The organism is Brevibacillus sp. SIMBA_040, from assembly GCF_046535075.1.
Taxonomy (GTDB): domain Bacteria; phylum Bacillota; class Bacilli; order Brevibacillales; family Brevibacillaceae; genus Brevibacillus.
Map to the genome: position 1 here is coordinate 14,665 of NZ_JAWRXI010000010.1, position 15,460 is coordinate 30,124.

18 protein-coding genes are annotated in these 15,460 nt (G+C 48.2%); 3 read left to right on the forward strand and 15 right to left on the reverse strand.

Translation table 11 applies throughout. The annotated features are described in order from the left end of the window. Positions 1–338: 338 nt before the first annotated feature. From SB752_RS17690 to SB752_RS17725, 8 genes are all read right to left on the reverse strand, one after another. A complete protein-coding gene (locus SB752_RS17690) occupies positions 339–629 on the reverse strand; it encodes an antibiotic biosynthesis monooxygenase family protein (protein ID WP_103106150.1) in 291 nt (96 codons plus the stop codon). A 75-nt stretch (positions 630–704) separates the two neighbouring features. Beyond that, the gene (locus SB752_RS17695; RefSeq protein WP_410716929.1) at positions 705–1,613 is read right to left on the reverse strand and encodes a hypothetical protein; all 909 of its coding nucleotides are present in this window, start codon (positions 1,611–1,613) and stop codon (positions 705–707) included. Between the two features lie 82 nt (positions 1,614–1,695). Further along, positions 1,696–2,358, reverse strand: a complete 663-nt coding sequence (gene thiE, locus SB752_RS17700) for a thiamine phosphate synthase (protein ID WP_410716930.1) — start codon at positions 2,356–2,358, stop codon at positions 1,696–1,698. Further along, positions 2,355–2,984, reverse strand: coding sequence for a thiamine phosphate synthase (locus tag SB752_RS17705; RefSeq protein ID WP_410716931.1), 630 nt, complete (start codon positions 2,982–2,984; stop codon positions 2,355–2,357). The genes thiE and SB752_RS17705 overlap by 4 nt, the downstream gene beginning before the upstream one ends. Then, positions 2,968–3,330: a hypothetical protein gene (locus tag SB752_RS17710; protein ID WP_410716932.1), complete on the reverse strand. Its 363-nt coding sequence runs from the start codon at positions 3,328–3,330 to the stop codon at positions 2,968–2,970. The genes SB752_RS17705 and SB752_RS17710 overlap by 17 nt, the downstream gene beginning before the upstream one ends. Positions 3,331–3,444: 114 nt before the next feature. Then, on the reverse strand, positions 3,445–3,576 hold the full coding sequence (locus SB752_RS17715) for a hypothetical protein (protein WP_268811882.1): 132 nt from the start codon (positions 3,574–3,576) through the stop codon (positions 3,445–3,447). Positions 3,577–3,641: 65 nt separating this feature from the next. Next, positions 3,642–4,055, reverse strand: a complete 414-nt coding sequence (locus SB752_RS17720) for a DUF3054 domain-containing protein (protein ID WP_410716933.1) — start codon at positions 4,053–4,055, stop codon at positions 3,642–3,644. Positions 4,056–4,151: 96 nt separating this feature from the next. Then, entirely contained in the window at positions 4,152–4,742 is a 591-nt protein-coding gene (locus SB752_RS17725) for a GNAT family N-acetyltransferase (RefSeq protein ID WP_410717178.1), read from the reverse strand. A 249-nt stretch (positions 4,743–4,991) separates the two neighbouring features. Between SB752_RS17725 and SB752_RS17730 the strand changes: the two genes are divergently transcribed. Beyond that, positions 4,992–6,482 carry an NCS1 family nucleobase:cation symporter-1 gene (locus SB752_RS17730; protein ID WP_410716934.1) on the forward strand — a complete coding sequence of 497 codons (1,491 nt, stop codon included), beginning with the start codon at positions 4,992–4,994 and terminating at the stop codon, positions 6,480–6,482. A gap of 66 nt (positions 6,483–6,548) precedes the next feature. On the opposite strand, the gene SB752_RS17735 is transcribed toward SB752_RS17730, so the two are convergent. The 6 genes from SB752_RS17735 to SB752_RS17760 form a co-directional block, all read right to left on the reverse strand. After that, the gene (locus SB752_RS17735) at positions 6,549–8,261 is read right to left on the reverse strand and encodes a methyl-accepting chemotaxis protein (protein ID WP_410716935.1); all 1,713 of its coding nucleotides are present in this window, start codon (positions 8,259–8,261) and stop codon (positions 6,549–6,551) included. A gap of 104 nt (positions 8,262–8,365) precedes the next feature. Then, positions 8,366–8,890 (reverse strand): hypothetical protein, encoded by a 525-nt coding sequence (locus tag SB752_RS17740; RefSeq protein ID WP_410716936.1) that lies wholly within the window; start codon positions 8,888–8,890, stop codon positions 8,366–8,368. A gap of 92 nt (positions 8,891–8,982) precedes the next feature. Continuing rightward, a complete protein-coding gene (locus tag SB752_RS17745; protein WP_410716937.1) occupies positions 8,983–9,873 on the reverse strand; it encodes a nitrilase-related carbon-nitrogen hydrolase in 891 nt (296 codons plus the stop codon). A 34-nt stretch (positions 9,874–9,907) separates the two neighbouring features. Then, on the reverse strand, positions 9,908–11,293 hold the full coding sequence (hydA, locus tag SB752_RS17750) for a dihydropyrimidinase (protein WP_410716938.1): 1,386 nt from the start codon (positions 11,291–11,293) through the stop codon (positions 9,908–9,910). 97 nt (positions 11,294–11,390) lie between these two features. Continuing rightward, complete coding sequence (gene preA / locus SB752_RS17755; protein ID WP_410716939.1) at positions 11,391–12,668, reverse strand: NAD-dependent dihydropyrimidine dehydrogenase subunit PreA; 1,278 nt, start codon at positions 12,666–12,668, stop codon at positions 11,391–11,393. Between the two features lie 87 nt (positions 12,669–12,755). Continuing rightward, positions 12,756–14,102, reverse strand: a complete 1,347-nt coding sequence (locus SB752_RS17760) for an NAD(P)-dependent oxidoreductase (protein ID WP_410716940.1) — start codon at positions 14,100–14,102, stop codon at positions 12,756–12,758. A 188-nt stretch (positions 14,103–14,290) separates the two neighbouring features. On the opposite strand from SB752_RS17760, the gene SB752_RS17765 reads away from it, so the two are divergent. Both SB752_RS17765 and SB752_RS17770 read left to right on the forward strand, forming a co-directional pair. After that, positions 14,291–14,803: a hypothetical protein gene (locus SB752_RS17765; protein ID WP_410716941.1), complete on the forward strand. Its 513-nt coding sequence runs from the start codon at positions 14,291–14,293 to the stop codon at positions 14,801–14,803. Positions 14,804–14,812: 9 nt separating this feature from the next. Continuing rightward, on the forward strand, positions 14,813–15,250 hold the full coding sequence (locus SB752_RS17770; protein ID WP_410716942.1) for a hypothetical protein: 438 nt from the start codon (positions 14,813–14,815) through the stop codon (positions 15,248–15,250). Between the two features lie 5 nt (positions 15,251–15,255). Here the strand turns inward: SB752_RS17770 and SB752_RS17775 are convergent, their stop codons facing one another. After that, entirely contained in the window at positions 15,256–15,444 is a 189-nt protein-coding gene (locus SB752_RS17775) for a hypothetical protein (RefSeq protein WP_410716943.1), read from the reverse strand. Positions 15,445–15,460: the final 16 nt, after the last annotated feature.

The window sequence follows — 15,460 nt, forward strand, 5'->3', positions numbered from 1 at the left end:
TTTTCTTCCAAGTATGTAATCGTATTGCTTCTATTATGGACGTAAATACATCAAGAAGTAAAGCGGATCGGACGAGTCCAACAGAAGATCATGCCTTTTATGTAAGAAAAATGAGTTGGAGTTGCATTGTTTCGTTGGAATACATAAAGTATGTGATTGAAACGGAGATGAAATTTTTTACACATCCGTAAGCGCTTACGTCACTTCTCTAATCATATCATGACTGGTCAACTAAATGTTAAAAAATGTTTATTCTTCAATGATTGTTAAAACTTGAGAAGTGTTTAGACCAGTGTATAAAAAAGCACCTGCCCCGCATAGGGACAAGTGCTTACTTCTTAGGAATGAGCTTTTACAGCGTAGTTGCGCAGGTCAGATTTTACAGGGCTGTTTTGGTTCGTTCCTGCGTGTGCACGCTTGAACGCTTCACTCTCGGTCCAAGCTTTGAACGCCTCTTCGTCTGTCCACTTGGTAAAAACGATGTACTCATCGCCTTCTGTTGGTGCAAGGAAAAGAAATTCCAAGAAGCCAGGCACTTCCTTCATTCTCTCGCCTCCGCCACCAAACGCGCGCTCCAAGTGTGATTGATAATCTGCAGGTACTGTTAGTCTGTTCATTGATACATACATTCTGTCACGTCCCCTCCAATGTTTTACCTATTCATTATACAACTTTTGGAGAGAAAACCAAAAAACGCAGACGCATTAATCACGTCTGCGATTCCTTTGCTGTTCGAGCATAATATCCATGAGAAGCATGTCTTGCAGAGGCTCCTTGGGATCGGTCGTGAGCAGTGCTGCTACAGCTGCCATCGCACATTTCACCGATTGAAAGGAATAGAACGCATCTCGCTCTGCATCGCTAAACAGTGATAAGTCAGATCGCTCCTGAACCGGATATGGGAAGTCCGTTTCTACGCCCGCTCGATCCAGCACGATTAGTGCTTGCTTAATTGCAAGTAGCGCGGCACTTACACTGATACCGTACTCTTTTCGCAGATCGTCCCAGACTTGAAAAGCTGATTTTTCCACGCGCTCCTGATTGGGGCGTGTAATGATTCCCGTTTTACGCCCTTCTTTTAACAACCAGTCAACAAAAATATCGTGTCTGGGAGGAAAAGCGTAAACTTGAAGCGTCATTTCCAATTCTGTCGGATAGTCCTTGGCAAAACGGGCATGGGCCAAAGACATTTCATATCGGCGCGAAGGATGGCCGGGGACAGTGACGAAGACCGTATCCTGTCTGACGGATGCAATTTGCAGCTTGGTCCGTGCAGGAATTCGCCCCTGCGGTGCCTTTTCCCTCCGAATATTTCCCGGAATGAGCTCAGTGCCAAATTGGTGGTATTCCAGAGGAGAGTCAATCCACGGAATGGGCTCGCGTGAACGAATCTCGTATAGCCCGTTAAAGGTGACCCATTCACCAGGACGCCTTTGACTGCGAATGAGTACAGCATGTTCTTCTTCTTCTGGCGGGACTTCCGTATCTTGATCATCAGGTGCTGGATGCAACCGTTTGTGCTCGATCAATATACATTCCTTCATTAAAAGGCGTTCTAGCAATTCACGTTTACTAACCCATTCATATCCGATTCGGTAAATCCGATTTTTCATCGGCTCCACCTCCTTTTGTCGCCAAATCATCCGAGGGTAGTGTTTTATTAAACTACCATATGTATTTTTTATCTTGTCCGTGCTAAACAGATCGTACAATCTGCTGCAGGGTTTCAGCCGCATCTTTTGGGGATTCCGCTCTGCTAATGGCGCTGATAACAGCTACTCCATCTGCTCCTGCTTGCATCACGAGGACAGCGTTTTCTCGCGTGATTCCGCCGATTCCTACGATTGGCAGTTCATTACCGACGGCCTTACGAATCGTGGTGATCGCCGCTGGGCCAATGGGCTCCCCGGCATCTGCTTTTGATGAAGTGTCAAACATAGCCCCTACACCGATGCAGTCAGCGCCATCCTTTTGAGCATTTACTGCCTCCTCTACGGTTGCAGTCGACACACCAATGTACATATCTGGCCCAACGATTTCTCTTACAGCACGCAGCTGCATATCGTCCTGGCCGACATGGACACCATCTGCCCCAAGACGCACAGCCATTTCCACATCATCATTTACGAAGAATAACGCACCGTACTCGCGGCACAACGCTTGCATTTGACGTCCGAGCTCAGATCGTTCTTCTGCCGTAAGCTTGCTTCCTTTGTCTCGTAACTGGAGTGTACCCACCCCGCCTTTCAATGCTTCGCGTACTATTTCTATGGTACGCTCAAAGGAAAAATCGCAATCCTGAGACCCGATCACGAAGTATACTCCCATTTTTTCTCGTAACAAATCCCTGTTTCTCATCCTTCTCTCATCTCCCAACGATTGAGTGCGCCGCGATACGCCAATGTCGCATGCCTAACATCCGGAGCATCCGTAATACCGGACAAGACAGCAATACCAGCACTGCCAGCCTCCAAAACCTCATGGGTTCGCTCTGGTGTAATACCTCCAAGCCCAATAACTGGTATGGACATACGTGCCGTTAATTGTGCAAGCTCTGCTGTTCCTCTCGGTGGGATACCGGGCTTGGAGCCGCTTGGAAAAATATGTCCGTAAAGCAAATAGTCAGCACCATCGCTTACAGCTTGCTCGGCTTCGGAGATGGAATGCACAGATCTACCAATCCATTGCTGTTCTCTCAAGACGTTTCGTGCCTCATATGGTGCAAGACTGTGATATGCGAGGTGTGCGCCCCGACACTGACTAGCTGCAGCCACGTCCACACGATCATTGACGATGATACATTCAAGTGGAATGACAGAGGAAAGCGCTTTTACCCAATCCATGCACTCTCTTGCTGTCCGCTGCTTTTCGCGAATATGTAAATAACTCATCCCTCCGGAAAAGGCCGCTTCAGCCATAGCCAATACTTGTTCGAGAGTTTGGCGCCCATTGGTGATCACATGCAATTCAGGAGAGCGGAGCATTCGATGAAACACCGCCTCCGGATAGGGCAGTCAAGCATTCCTGCAACCACTCCGCTGTTCTATCCTCTCCACCCTGAGGTGCATGTGCTAATAGCTCCACCACTAATCTGCGCAAGAAAAAGGTTTGCTGCATGGTCAGTGGAAATGTAATATTTTTGGGCTTCGTCTCTTGCTTTTCCAATGTTTCTACACCAGCCAGAAGCATATCAGCGATCGACTCGACGATTTCACTCAGCTGTTCGTTCTGCTTTAGTTCGTCGTAGCATCCATCATACAGACGGCACAATATTAAAAATGCCTGTGACGACAAAGTCACTGGCTGTACATCTTGCATCGGTTCCGTCACACTATTCCCCTCCACTCGCTTAAAAAACAAAACCTATTATATCACAACCATCTCATCGTCGCCGTTTTTCCTCATGGAATCGCGACCAAACGAAAAAAGAAAACCGCTGAAAAATCAGCGGCTTTTGCTTGTGCCTTCATTGCGATCATTGTGGTTGGATTGTCGCAGATTCGTATTCTGGTCACCCTGATCCAGCGTTTTCCCACGATTTTTCCCGAGATCCTTACTGTTGTTATTTTTGCCCAATTGGTCCACCTCCCTCTCAGGATAGCGTAACCAACTGCTGGCACTTTACTCTTTATTTTGCGGGTTTACAATACAGTGCGACTGCTACGCTTTTTCAGTGCGAAGACGATTGCAAACGGTACACGCCACCCCAATAAAAAAGCGAGAGTGATGAAGTAAGTAACCGCGGTAAATAGCAGTGTGATCGGAACGCCTGTCCACCAAGAACGCAGCACGAGTCCTATCGGTGCCGCTACTGTCCATGTCAATAGCGTGGAAAGTAACAAGCGACCTGCGCTTTTGTACGCACGTGGGCTGTAGCTTCTAAATAAAAGCATCGCGACAAGCCATCCAATCAAAAAGGGAGCCAATGTTTCCAGCATCCCGCTAAATGTAACAGGCAATTGATGGGCCAACTTTCCGTAGTATACGAATAACAGGAAGGCGACCAGATCCCCGGCGAAAAGCAGGTAGCCAGCCGGCAAGATACGCAGTCTCATACATAATCCTCTTTTCCTTGCATTCAGAAATAGGTCTTACGTAGTTCTTCCCTATTGTACACATCCTGTCTTCCAACCTACAATCATTTGAGCCGTTTATTCACCAAACAGCAACAATTGCAGTTTTTCCTTTGCAGCCTGCCACTCTTTGTCTATAAAGCTAAAGTAAACGGAATCACGAATGTATCCATCTCGCATGACCATATGATTTCGCAAAATACCTTCATAGGTTCCGCCAATACGCTTGATTGCCCGCTGAGAGTTGAGATTGCGCGAATCCGTCTTTAGCTGTACGCGAATACATCCCAGTTCTTCGAAGCAATAACAAAGCAATAGCCATTTGCACTCCGTATTTACAGCTGTTTTCCACACGGATGGCGTCAGCCAGGTAAAACCGATTTCCAATCCACGATCTTTGCGAGAAATGCCTAAAAATCTCGTGCTTCCAATGATTCTTCCCGTCTCTTGGCTGATGATGACAAAGGGAAGCTCGGTCCCTTCCTGTTGATTTTGCAAAGCCTGTTCAACAAATGAACGCGTATCCTCTGGCGTATTCATCACGATGGACATATAACTCCAGATTTGTTCAAACTTTCCGGCTTCCCATAAACCATCGATATGCTCAGGACTCATGGGCTCCAGACGAACGAGCTTGCCTTCCAATGTAACAGGTGCGATTTGCAACATCATCATCTCTCCTCTACTGTTCTGGCATCAGATATGGCCAGTACAGCTCCCAGAAATTTTTTCTATGATAAGGGGCGAAGAGATGTCTGTCAAGCTGCTTCTTCCTCTATTAAAAGCTTGTCGTAATTTTGTCAAAATTGAGGAATTAGGTCTTATCTCCTCCAATATAATGTTACAACTTGTATTCGAGACAAACTGGGGCAGTTGTCCGGATGCGAGACACATACGGAACGAAAAGGAGGGATCGTAATGAAAACGCAAACGGAATCAAACGGGATCGTTACCCTTACAAATGAAGGCGAAAGCCTCATCAAAGACAGTCCGCTCTATAATGAAGGATTGCGTCCCACAACTACCGCTGAACATACTTGGACTTCGTACAATTTCGCCAGTCTTTGGATCGGTATGTCGATCTGTTTGCCGACCTATGCGATGGCAGCAGGTTTGATTTCACTCGGAATGAACTGGTGGCAAGCCATTTTGACGATCATTCTTGGGAATTGTATTGTCCTTATCCCCATTCTCCTCAACTCACACGCTGGAACGAAGTTTGGAATCCCCTATCCTGTATTTGCACGGCTTTGGTTTGGTTCAAAAGGAGCACACATTCCTGCAGTTGCTCGCGGATTGATTGGTGCCGGCTGGTTCGGCATCAACTGTTGGTTTGGGGGAGCTGCGATTGACACTCTACTTATGTCGATGACAGGCTGGGCAAACGTTCCTGGACATCTGTGGATCGCCTTCTTTGGCTTTTGGTTGCTGAATGTGTTCGTCGCTTATCGTGGGCCGGAAGCGATCAGAAAAATGGAAGCCTGGGCAGCACCTATCTTGATCATCATGAGCCTTGCACTCCTCGTTTGGGCGCTGACGAAAGCCGGTGGATGGGGTCCGATGCTTTCCGCTCCTTCCAAATTCACTACCACGGGAGATTTTCTCAAAGTATTTTTTCCGGCATTGACAGGGGCAATCGCATTCTGGGCGACCATGGCTCTGAATATTCCCGACTTTTGCCGCTATGCCAAGAGTCAGAAAGCTCAGATCGTTGGACAATCGGCTTCTTTGCCAACCACTATGGGAGGCTTTTCCTTCATCGGGGTAGCCGTCGCCTCCGCTACCGTCGTGATTTTCGGAGAAGCCCTGTGGGATCCTGCAGCTGTTTTGGCGAAGTTCTCTCCCCTTGCCATCTTCCTTGGAACGATCGGTATCATCCTCGCTACCTTGACTACAAACGTGGCAGCAAATATCGTCGCTCCTGCAAGAGCCGTAGAAAACCTTGCACCACGCCGTCTCTCCTATGAAGCAGGTGCCATAATTGCAGGGGTAGTTTCCTTGCTGATGCAGCCTTGGTATATCCTCGAAAACTTTGGAAATTATATTTTCCTGTGGCTAGGGACGTATGGCGCATTGCTAGGTCCGATAGACGGTATTGCGATCGCTGACTACTGGCTCGTTCGGAAAAGACGCATTCATTTAACCGAGCTTTATAAAACGAACGGTATTTATTCATACAAAACCGGATTTAATACAAGGGCAATCTGGGCCATGCTCATCGGGATCGCCATTCCATTCATCAGCAAGTTAATCCCAGGTTTACATATCATTTGGGATAACGCCTGGACGATCGGCTTGTTGATTTCTCTTGCCGTTTATACCTGGATGATGAAAGGCGATGCAACCATCATGAGTGCAAAAGACTACGAGCAAGTAACTGAGCGTACAAGTACGTCCCGCGCCTCTTAATGGTATTCACTCAAACAAAAAAGACTGGCAATCCTTTTTGGGATTGTCAGTCTTTTTCCATCCTGCCTACCATTTAAATTGGCTAATGGATTCTTGCAGCTCATGGGAGAGCTGATTCAAATTATTGCTTGAATGAGCAATTTCCTGCATAGAAGCCAGCTGTTCCTTTGCCCCTGCAGATACCCCTTGTGTATGCACAGAAGCTTCTTCTGCAAGTCGGTTCATTTCGTCCATTGCAGAAGCTACTTGCTGCACGCTCGCAGACATTTCTTCTGTCGCTGCAGATACTTCCTGAATTTGATCTGCTACGTCCTGTGAGCTTGCCACTATTCGCTGGAAGGTTTGTCCCGCTTCTTGAACGACGACGGCACCTTTTTTCGCTTCTTCGGTTCCAGCCATCATGACGTCAACTACTTGCGTCGTTTCTGTCTGGATTTCCCCAATCAGACGCGCGATTTCGCGAGCCGATTCCTCGGACTGCTCAGCAAGCTTGCGCACTTCATCTGCCACCACAGCAAACCCTCTACCGTGCTCGCCTGCACGGGCAGCCTCAATCGCTGCATTAAGTGCCAGCAGATTCGTTTGCGAGGCGATTCCGGTAATAACGTCTACGATTTGTCCGATTGCTTCCGAACGAACACCTAATTTATGCACCAGGTCTGCCGCATGGTTCACCGAGGTAGAGAGAGTATCCATTTGGGTAACGGCTTGTTGAATCTGCACATTTCCTTGTTCTGCATCTTGTGCTGCCTTGACAGAAACTTCAGTGACCGCGCTCGATGTGTCCGCAATGCGACCAATCGCGATAGACATCTCTTCCATTACACGCACACTCTCTTGAGTACGCTGAGTCTGTACCTCAGATGCTGCGGCGATTTGCTGTACACTTCCGATTGATTGCTCGGTTGCATGAGCAGACTGCTCAGCGCTTGCAGACAATTCCTCAGAAGACGCTGCCACTTGTTCACCAGCAACTTTTACTTGTTCAATCAAGGATCGGAAATTGCTGACCAGCTCATTGAACGCAATGCCGAGTCTACCAACCTCATCGCGAGTCACATAGGTAACTGGCTCTACAGCCAAATTTCCTTGAGCGAGCTCTTCCATTCTCTTTTGTACAACACGTAGCGGCTCTGAAATCAACCGAGCAATCAAAAAGCCGAGGAAGGCCGCCACCACCACAGAAGCAGCACCTACAATGATGAGGAGCGTAATACCTGCTTCCGAATCATTTTCGTTTTCCAGGCGAATCTGCTCTGCCTGCTCTGCCTTGTATGTAGCCCATTGCAGCTGTTCCTGATTGATCCAGTTCAACGTCTTGTCCGTTGACTTGTAATAAGCATAGGCCTGATCTGCTTGCTGAGCTTTAATAAGCTTGACTACTTCTGTTTGGTCGGTTCGATACTGATCCAGCAGCTCTTGCAAAATTTGGACACTTTCTTTTTCCTTTTCATCAAGATGTGCCTGTTTCAGTTGTTCGAATGTTTTGTCAGCAGATGCAATCCGCTCTTCCAATTCCGCCTCATACTCCGCGACAATCGCCGGAGTCGGATCCAAAATCATTTTGTAAATCAATCCATCAATCGCACGAATTTCCTGACGCCAGTCGTTAATCCACTTAACTGGCAAGAGCTGCTCCTGATACATGGATTGAATGCGATCACCAGAGACTTTCACGTGATAAAAGCCCGTCAAGGCCACACCAATCAAGAAAACAGCCATCAAGCTAATTAAGCAAAACATTTTTGCTCGGGTACTTAAATTGCGAAAAAGACTCATGTTAGTTTGGCAATCCTCCTGTTCGATGGTAAATGGTTGAATATGGTTGAAAAAGCTCGAATATTGTCTAATCTTACCAAACATTATGAACCAAGTCGATAGTCTTAGGTTATTTCACTTACATCTAACACCGACAAAATAGAAATTTGGCTAATTTGCACATCAGGTTCATAGCAAATATAGTACGTAAGGTCCGGGCTGATTCGGTAGAGAATCCCCCGGGATCCACAGGCAATGAGGTATAATCGCACCTCATCTCCAGTCCACTCCAACCACTCCTGATTATCCATAGACTGGGATCGATCCTTCAAATGTTGCTCCGTATGCCGTGTGCGCAGAGCCTCAGTGCGCAGCTCGTTTTCTCCATAACGCTCGTCCAAGCAAAAAAGTCCCGGCAAAAGGATTTCCTGACGGAGTATCGCTGCTTTATCCCACATCGTCTCTGCATGACAAATAGCATACTGCGCAGCGATCTCTGGATTGCTCACTAGATACACCCCTGATCCGAAAACGGCTTTTGCTCTGGCACCATTCTGAAAAAGGCGGCGCTCCTCTCTTTCGTACCGCTGCGCCTGCACGACACGTATTGCTTCCCCATATTCAACGCCTCGATAAACAATTTGCCTCATCTCTGTACTCCCCTTATGTGCAAGTGATAGGAGACTGCCTGCTCATGCCAAAAGGAGGAAGATGCCTGGCTAGCACCTCCCTCGCCCTTTTCTTACGGTAGTAGCTTTACCATGTCATCGTAAGTCTCTGGTCGACGATCGCGATAAAACTGCCACGTGTCTCTCACTTCGTGGATGCGGTCTCGGTCCATTTCTGCAATAATGACCTCATCCTGATCTCTGCTGCCTACCGCCACAAATTGCCCTCGGGGATCTACGAGATACGACTGTCCGTAAAATTCCCCCATGTTCCAAGGTGCCTCGAATCCTACACGATTGATAGCTGCAACATAATAGCCATTGGCCACTGCATGTGCCGGCTGCTCGAGCTTCCACAAATATTCCGATAACCCGGCTACCGTCGCCGAAGGGTTAAACACGATTTCCGCGCCACCTAGGCCGAGCAAGCGTGCTCCTTCCGGGAAATGTCGATCGTAGCAGATATAGACGCCTACCTTTGCAAAGGCCGTATCAAATACTGGGTATCCCAGGTTTCCAGGCTTGAAGTAATACTTCTCCCAAAAACCGCATCCATTATTGCCAACCCCGACATGCGGAATATGCTGCTTGCGGTACTTCCCTAAATACGTCCCATCCGCATCGATGACAGCCGCAGTATTGTAGTAAGTTCCGATTCCCACACGTTCGTAAACAGGCAGAATCAGAACCGTCCCTAATTCGCGAGCAAGTGCGGAAAATAGCTGTACAGTTGGACCGTTGGGCACTTCTTCAGCCGATTCATACCATTTTGTATTTTGTTCAGAGCAAAAGTACGGCCCGTAAAAAATTTCTTGCAGGCATATGATCTGCGCTCCCTTGGCTGCTGCTTCCCGAACCATTCTGACATGCTTCTCAATCGCTTTCTCCTTGTGGAGATGAACCGGTTCGTTCCCGTTCATATCGTTTTTCGCTTGGATTAATCCGATACTGACCTTGCTTCCCATTACGCTCCCCCTCTTTTTCTCGTCACTCTCACTTCTATGGTTTGGCAAATGTAGATCGATTGACATACCGTCCAGCACCCGCCTGCCCTACAAATTGCTTATTGCGGATAACAAAAGCGCCACGTGACAGCACCGATACCACCTCGCCATACACTTCCTTGCCTTCGAACGGGTTGTAATCTACGTTCATATGGTGAGTCCGGGCTGATATCGTGCGCTGGACTGTCGGATCAAATAATACGATATCTGCATCAGAGCCTACCGCAATCGTTCCTTTTTGCGGGAACATCCCAAACAGTTTGGCTACTTTCGTTGACGTAATTTCCACGAATTGATTGAGACTGATTTTGCCCTTTCTCACCCCTTCTGAGAAAAGGAGTGTCATCCGATCTTCAATGATCGGCCCGCCATTTGGTATTTTTGTAAAATCCCCTCGTCCCAATTCCTTTTGTCCAGAGAAATTGAATGGGCAGTGATCTGACCCAACTGTTTGCAGAATGCCATTTTTCAATGCGCTCCATAACACATCCTGATTCCACTTTTCCCGTAATGGTGGAGACCACACGTATTTGGCGCCTTCAAAATCCGGCTTTTCTAAATCGGTAATATCCAGAACAAGATACTGCGGGCATGTTTCTCCGTAAATGTTCCAGCCTTTTTCACGTGCTTCGGCAATTCGTCTCACCGCATCCGCACACGACACATGAACCACATACAGCTGAGCATCTGCCAGGGCAGTCAAGGCAATCGCCCGACCAGTCGCTTCGCCCTCCGCTTCTGGAGGACGTGTAAGTGCGTGATAAACGGGGTCAGTGTTTCCTTCTGCCAGCGCTTTTTTCGTTAAGTAATCAATGACGTCACCATTTTCAGCGTGAACCTGAACCAGTGCCCCTAGCTCTTTGGCGCGAATAAGTGTTTTAAATAAGGTTTCGTCATCTGCCATCAAAACGTTTTTATATGCCATGAACACCTTCAACGAAGTGATTCCTTCGGAGACAATGACGGATTGCAGCTCTTCGAGAACCTGATCGTTTGCATCTGAAATCATCAGATGAAACCCGTAGTCCACGACAGCTTTTCCACGAGCCTTTTCATGCCAGGTCGAGATCGCTGAATGTAGAGACTCCCCTTTATTCGTCAGGCAGAAGTCAACGACACTCGTCGTACCTCCAAATGCTGCTGCCTTCGTCCCTGTAAAAAAGTTGTCTGAGGTAACGGTCCCGCCGAACGGCATATCAAGATGGGTATGCGGGTCAATTCCACCTGGGAGGAGGTAGCAGCCTGTTGCGTCAATCACCTCTGCACCTACCGTATCCAGGTTAGAGCCAATCGCGACTACCTTCTCCCCTTCAATCAGAATGTCCGCCTGATACGTATCGGACGCAGTCACAATGGTGCCATTACGAATCCATTTTTTCATGCCTGCTACCTCCCCTTCCATCGATAGAACGGGCACGTAAAAGACGTGCCCTTCCCTAGTACACGCTATGCACGTTGCGCCTAAAAGATTCTCTTCTTTATGTCTCGCAGGTTCCCCCAGCAGCCAGTGCAGCCTGTCTTTGGTTCCAGCTCAGCGGCGGCAAATCGTTCGGGATTTCTACCATATCGATCGTCCCTTCTACAGGACAAACAATTGAACAGAGATTGCAGCCTACACAGTCTTCTTCTCTTACAACGAGACGTTCTTTACCTGTGGCAGCATCACTGACGATATCAATACATTGATGGGAGGTGTCTTCACATGCGATATGGCATTTGTTACAGTTAATACAGGTTTCCTCGTTAATTCTCGCCACTACCTTGTAATTCAGGTTGAGATGTCCCCAGTCAGAGTAGGTCAGTACTGCCTTTCCGACGATATCCATGACGGAAGCGATTCCTCGTGCATCCAGATAGTTGGAAAGTCCGTCAATCATGTCCTCCACGATCCGAAACCCGTGATGCATCGCTGCTGTACAGACTTGTACCCCTGATGCCCCCATGAGTAAAAACTCCACTGTATCCCGCCAATTGGATATGCCACCTATACCGGAAATAGGGATGCCGATCTGTGGATCTCGCGCGCACTCGGCTACCATGTTCAAGGCAATCGGTTTAACTGCGGGACCACAGTAACCACCGTGCGCACCTTTTCCATCCACGTGCGGGATCGGCAGCCACTTGTCTAAATCCACTCCCATCAAGCTATTGATCGTATTAATCATACTGATCGCATCAGCACCACCCTGCCTAGCTGCGCGTGCCGTAAAACGAATATCGGTAATGTTAGGCGTGAGTTTGACGATTACAGGGGTCTGCGCTACTTCTTTTACCCATTCCACCTGCTGACGGATGAGATCCGGATGCTGTCCTACTGCAGAGCCCATTCCACGCTCTGCCATCCCGTGCGGACAGCCAAAATTAAGCTCCAGACCATCTACACCGATTGCCTCCACTTTTTTTACGATTTCGTGCCAGGCTTCTTGCTTGTGCTCGACCATCAGAGAAGCAATCAGTGTATGCTTAGGGAAGCGCTTTTTCGTTTCGTCCATTTCTTTGAGATTGACTTCTAGTGGTTTATCCGTAATCAGCTCGATGTTGTTAAATCCGAAAACGCGCTGACCGCCATAGGTGAAGCCCGCAAAACGTGATGTAACGTTGATAATCGGCTCGCCCAACGTTTTCCATACAGCTCCACCCCAGCCTGCCTCAAATGCACGCTGTACCTGGTAACCGGAATTGGTTGGAGGCGCAGAAGCTAGCCAAAAAGGGTTGGGGGATTTTATACCCGCCAGATTTATACTAAGATCAGCCATGATAGGACTCCTCCATCTTTGTAGCGATTGCTTTATCGCCGTACTCTCTGGTGCAGACGTCTACGCCAGAGGCTTCCCGCTTTGCTTTTAAACCGGCTGCTTCTGATCACTGAGTGCACGATGAATAGCGTGCGCCGCTCGTTTTCCATGGTTTGCTGCATCGACCACCATCGCATCTGTCTTACCGCCCCCAAAAATGACATCGCCAGCAGCAAATACTTTGGCATGGCTGGTGCGATACGTACCATCCTCTACCATCACGACTCCATTTTTATGGGAAATCCCAAAGGAATCGATCATTGCCAGGTGGCGGGTTTGACCGATCGCTTTGACCACAAAATCGACTTCAATGACAAACTCGCTGCCTGGTATCACTACCGGACGCTTTCGTCCTTTTTCATCCGGCTCACCTAATTCCATACGCACCAATTCGAGTCCCGTAACCCGACCGTTCTCACCGATAATACGAGTCGGAGCGACTAACCAGCGAAATTCCACCCCATCCTGCTTGGCAAACTCATATTCAAACTGATAACAGGACATTTCATGCTCGGTACGCCGATATAAAATCTGGACATTGTCTGCCCCCATCCGCTTCGAACAGGTCGCCGCATCGATTGCCGTATTTCCTGCCCCAATGACAACTACTTTTTTACCGATCATCTCATCTGTCAGAGGCTTCGTCTTTGTATCCTCGACTAATGTAATGGCATCGAGAACGCCGCTCAGATCTTCCCCCGCAATATGCAAATTCGGCACATTCCCCATTCCGGCTGCGAGTAAAACGGAATCGTATCCGTCTAGCAGCTCATCTGGCTGTACATCTACGCCAATACGTGTATTGGTTCGAATCCGGGCACCCAATGCTTCAATTTGCTCCACTTCCCAAAGCGAAATCTCCTGCGGAAGTCTGAAGGATACGATACCGTACGTATTGAGCCCCCCCGCTTTTTCCTTCGCTTCAAAAATAGTGACTTGATAACCCAGTCGCGCCAGCTCCCGAGCGGCTGACAAGCCCGCTGGCCCCGCTCCGATAATTGCTACACGCTTTCCGTTGTCGTCCCCTTTTTGGAAAAGAGCAGCCTTGTTCTTAATCGCCCAATCGGTTGCATGACGCTGGAGAAGTCCGATCATAATCGGTTTGGAAGCATGATTCAGTACACAAGCGCCCTCACACAGCTCTTCCGTCGGACAGACGCGTGCGCAGCTTGCCCCCACAGGGTTGGAATCCATAATGGTACGGGCTGAACCAAACAGATTACCTGTCGCAATCTTCTGAATAAAGGAAGGAATGTCAATGGAAGTCGGGCACGCCTTGATACAGGGCGCATCATAGCAATACAGGCACCGATTTGCTTCGTCGATGGCTTCCTTTGGCTTTAAGGCGGGTACAACTTCCGTAAAATTTTTCTGTAATTCGTTGGAGACGCCCATCTCTTAACACCCTCCTTACCTGATCTAAAAACTAGCTTGCTATTAATCAATGTGGCGTTTTGCCATTTTATGATTGTTTCATTTCCATTTTTGCTACTGACTGGACGAAATCATTACTTCTGTCATGGAATGATTGATTTCACTGACGAATAAGCTGGAGGAAAGCATGTATAGGGAAAGGAGAGCGTATGAGGGATTACGAGCAAGAAATGGAGCGGGTTAAAAATCAGGTGATGGAAGCAAAAGCGCAGCTTGCCCAGCTCGAAGTTGAGCAGCATGCGTATCGTAGTCAATGCGAGCGGCGAACAGCATATCTTTCATCGCGAGAAATACTGGAGCTTTTAGAAGCACGCAATGGAAGAGCCGGCAGTATGGCCACGATAAAACGCTGGGCGGATCAAGGCCATCTAGGTGAGGTCGTCGACGAGCGAGATGCTTTTCCGCTTCTCGTAAATAAACAGGGCAACAAGCGATTCCTGTACCCACGTGAAACCGTCTTTCGCTTTTTATACGAGAAAGGACTTCTGTTGCCGCTATATGATGTACTCGATCGGGTGATGATTCGGCTCGAAGAAAGGAATACCTGGGGCTTGGTAACTGCAATCGAACGCCATGACCAGCACTTCACCTACCAGATTCAGCTGGAAGAGGCGGGAGAAATCCTCTCGTCGATTGCAGAAGAAGACTTGACACGCCCCTAAGGAGGCCATATGGAACTCGCAACAATTACCTTGGAGAATACGGTGCATAATCAAGAGATATCGCGTCAGATTCGCGACTTTCACAAAAAAAAGGGTCAGCCCCTCACTATTCGTTTTAGCGAAGAACTGACCCATATTATTTTGGAGGCACCTTGCTTGTATCTTCCTCGTGCTGACCACCTCGATCAAAAAGCTGTCATCGAGGGCCATCTGCGCAAATGTCCGCACCATTGTGAAGTGCATCCTCATAGTAAGGGGAAGACCGTCAATCTGCACCTGGATTCAGAGCTCGTGGCAGAGCTTGCGCAAATCCGTTCCCTCGTCAGCAGCAAAACACAGCAGGAGGTCATTCGCGAAATGTTGATCAGAGGGATGCGATCCTATCTGGCTGAAAAAGATGAGGAAAAGGAAAATGTCTCTCCGTTATCCAAGCAGACGGACCGATAAAAGCACTATCCTTGTCTTGCCTCTGGTCCTGCAGGGATTTTAGGTTTGCGTAACCGATTGTTTTCCTTGCGCGTCCAAAGGTATTCAAAGAAGGTGACTATTAACTCTCCGGAGCTCGCAAGCACTCGCATGGTAAGTAAAGCACCTTTTTTGATTGCACTTCCGAGTCCCTCCAACGCTTCCAAGAACTCCATTCAAAACGCCTCCCAG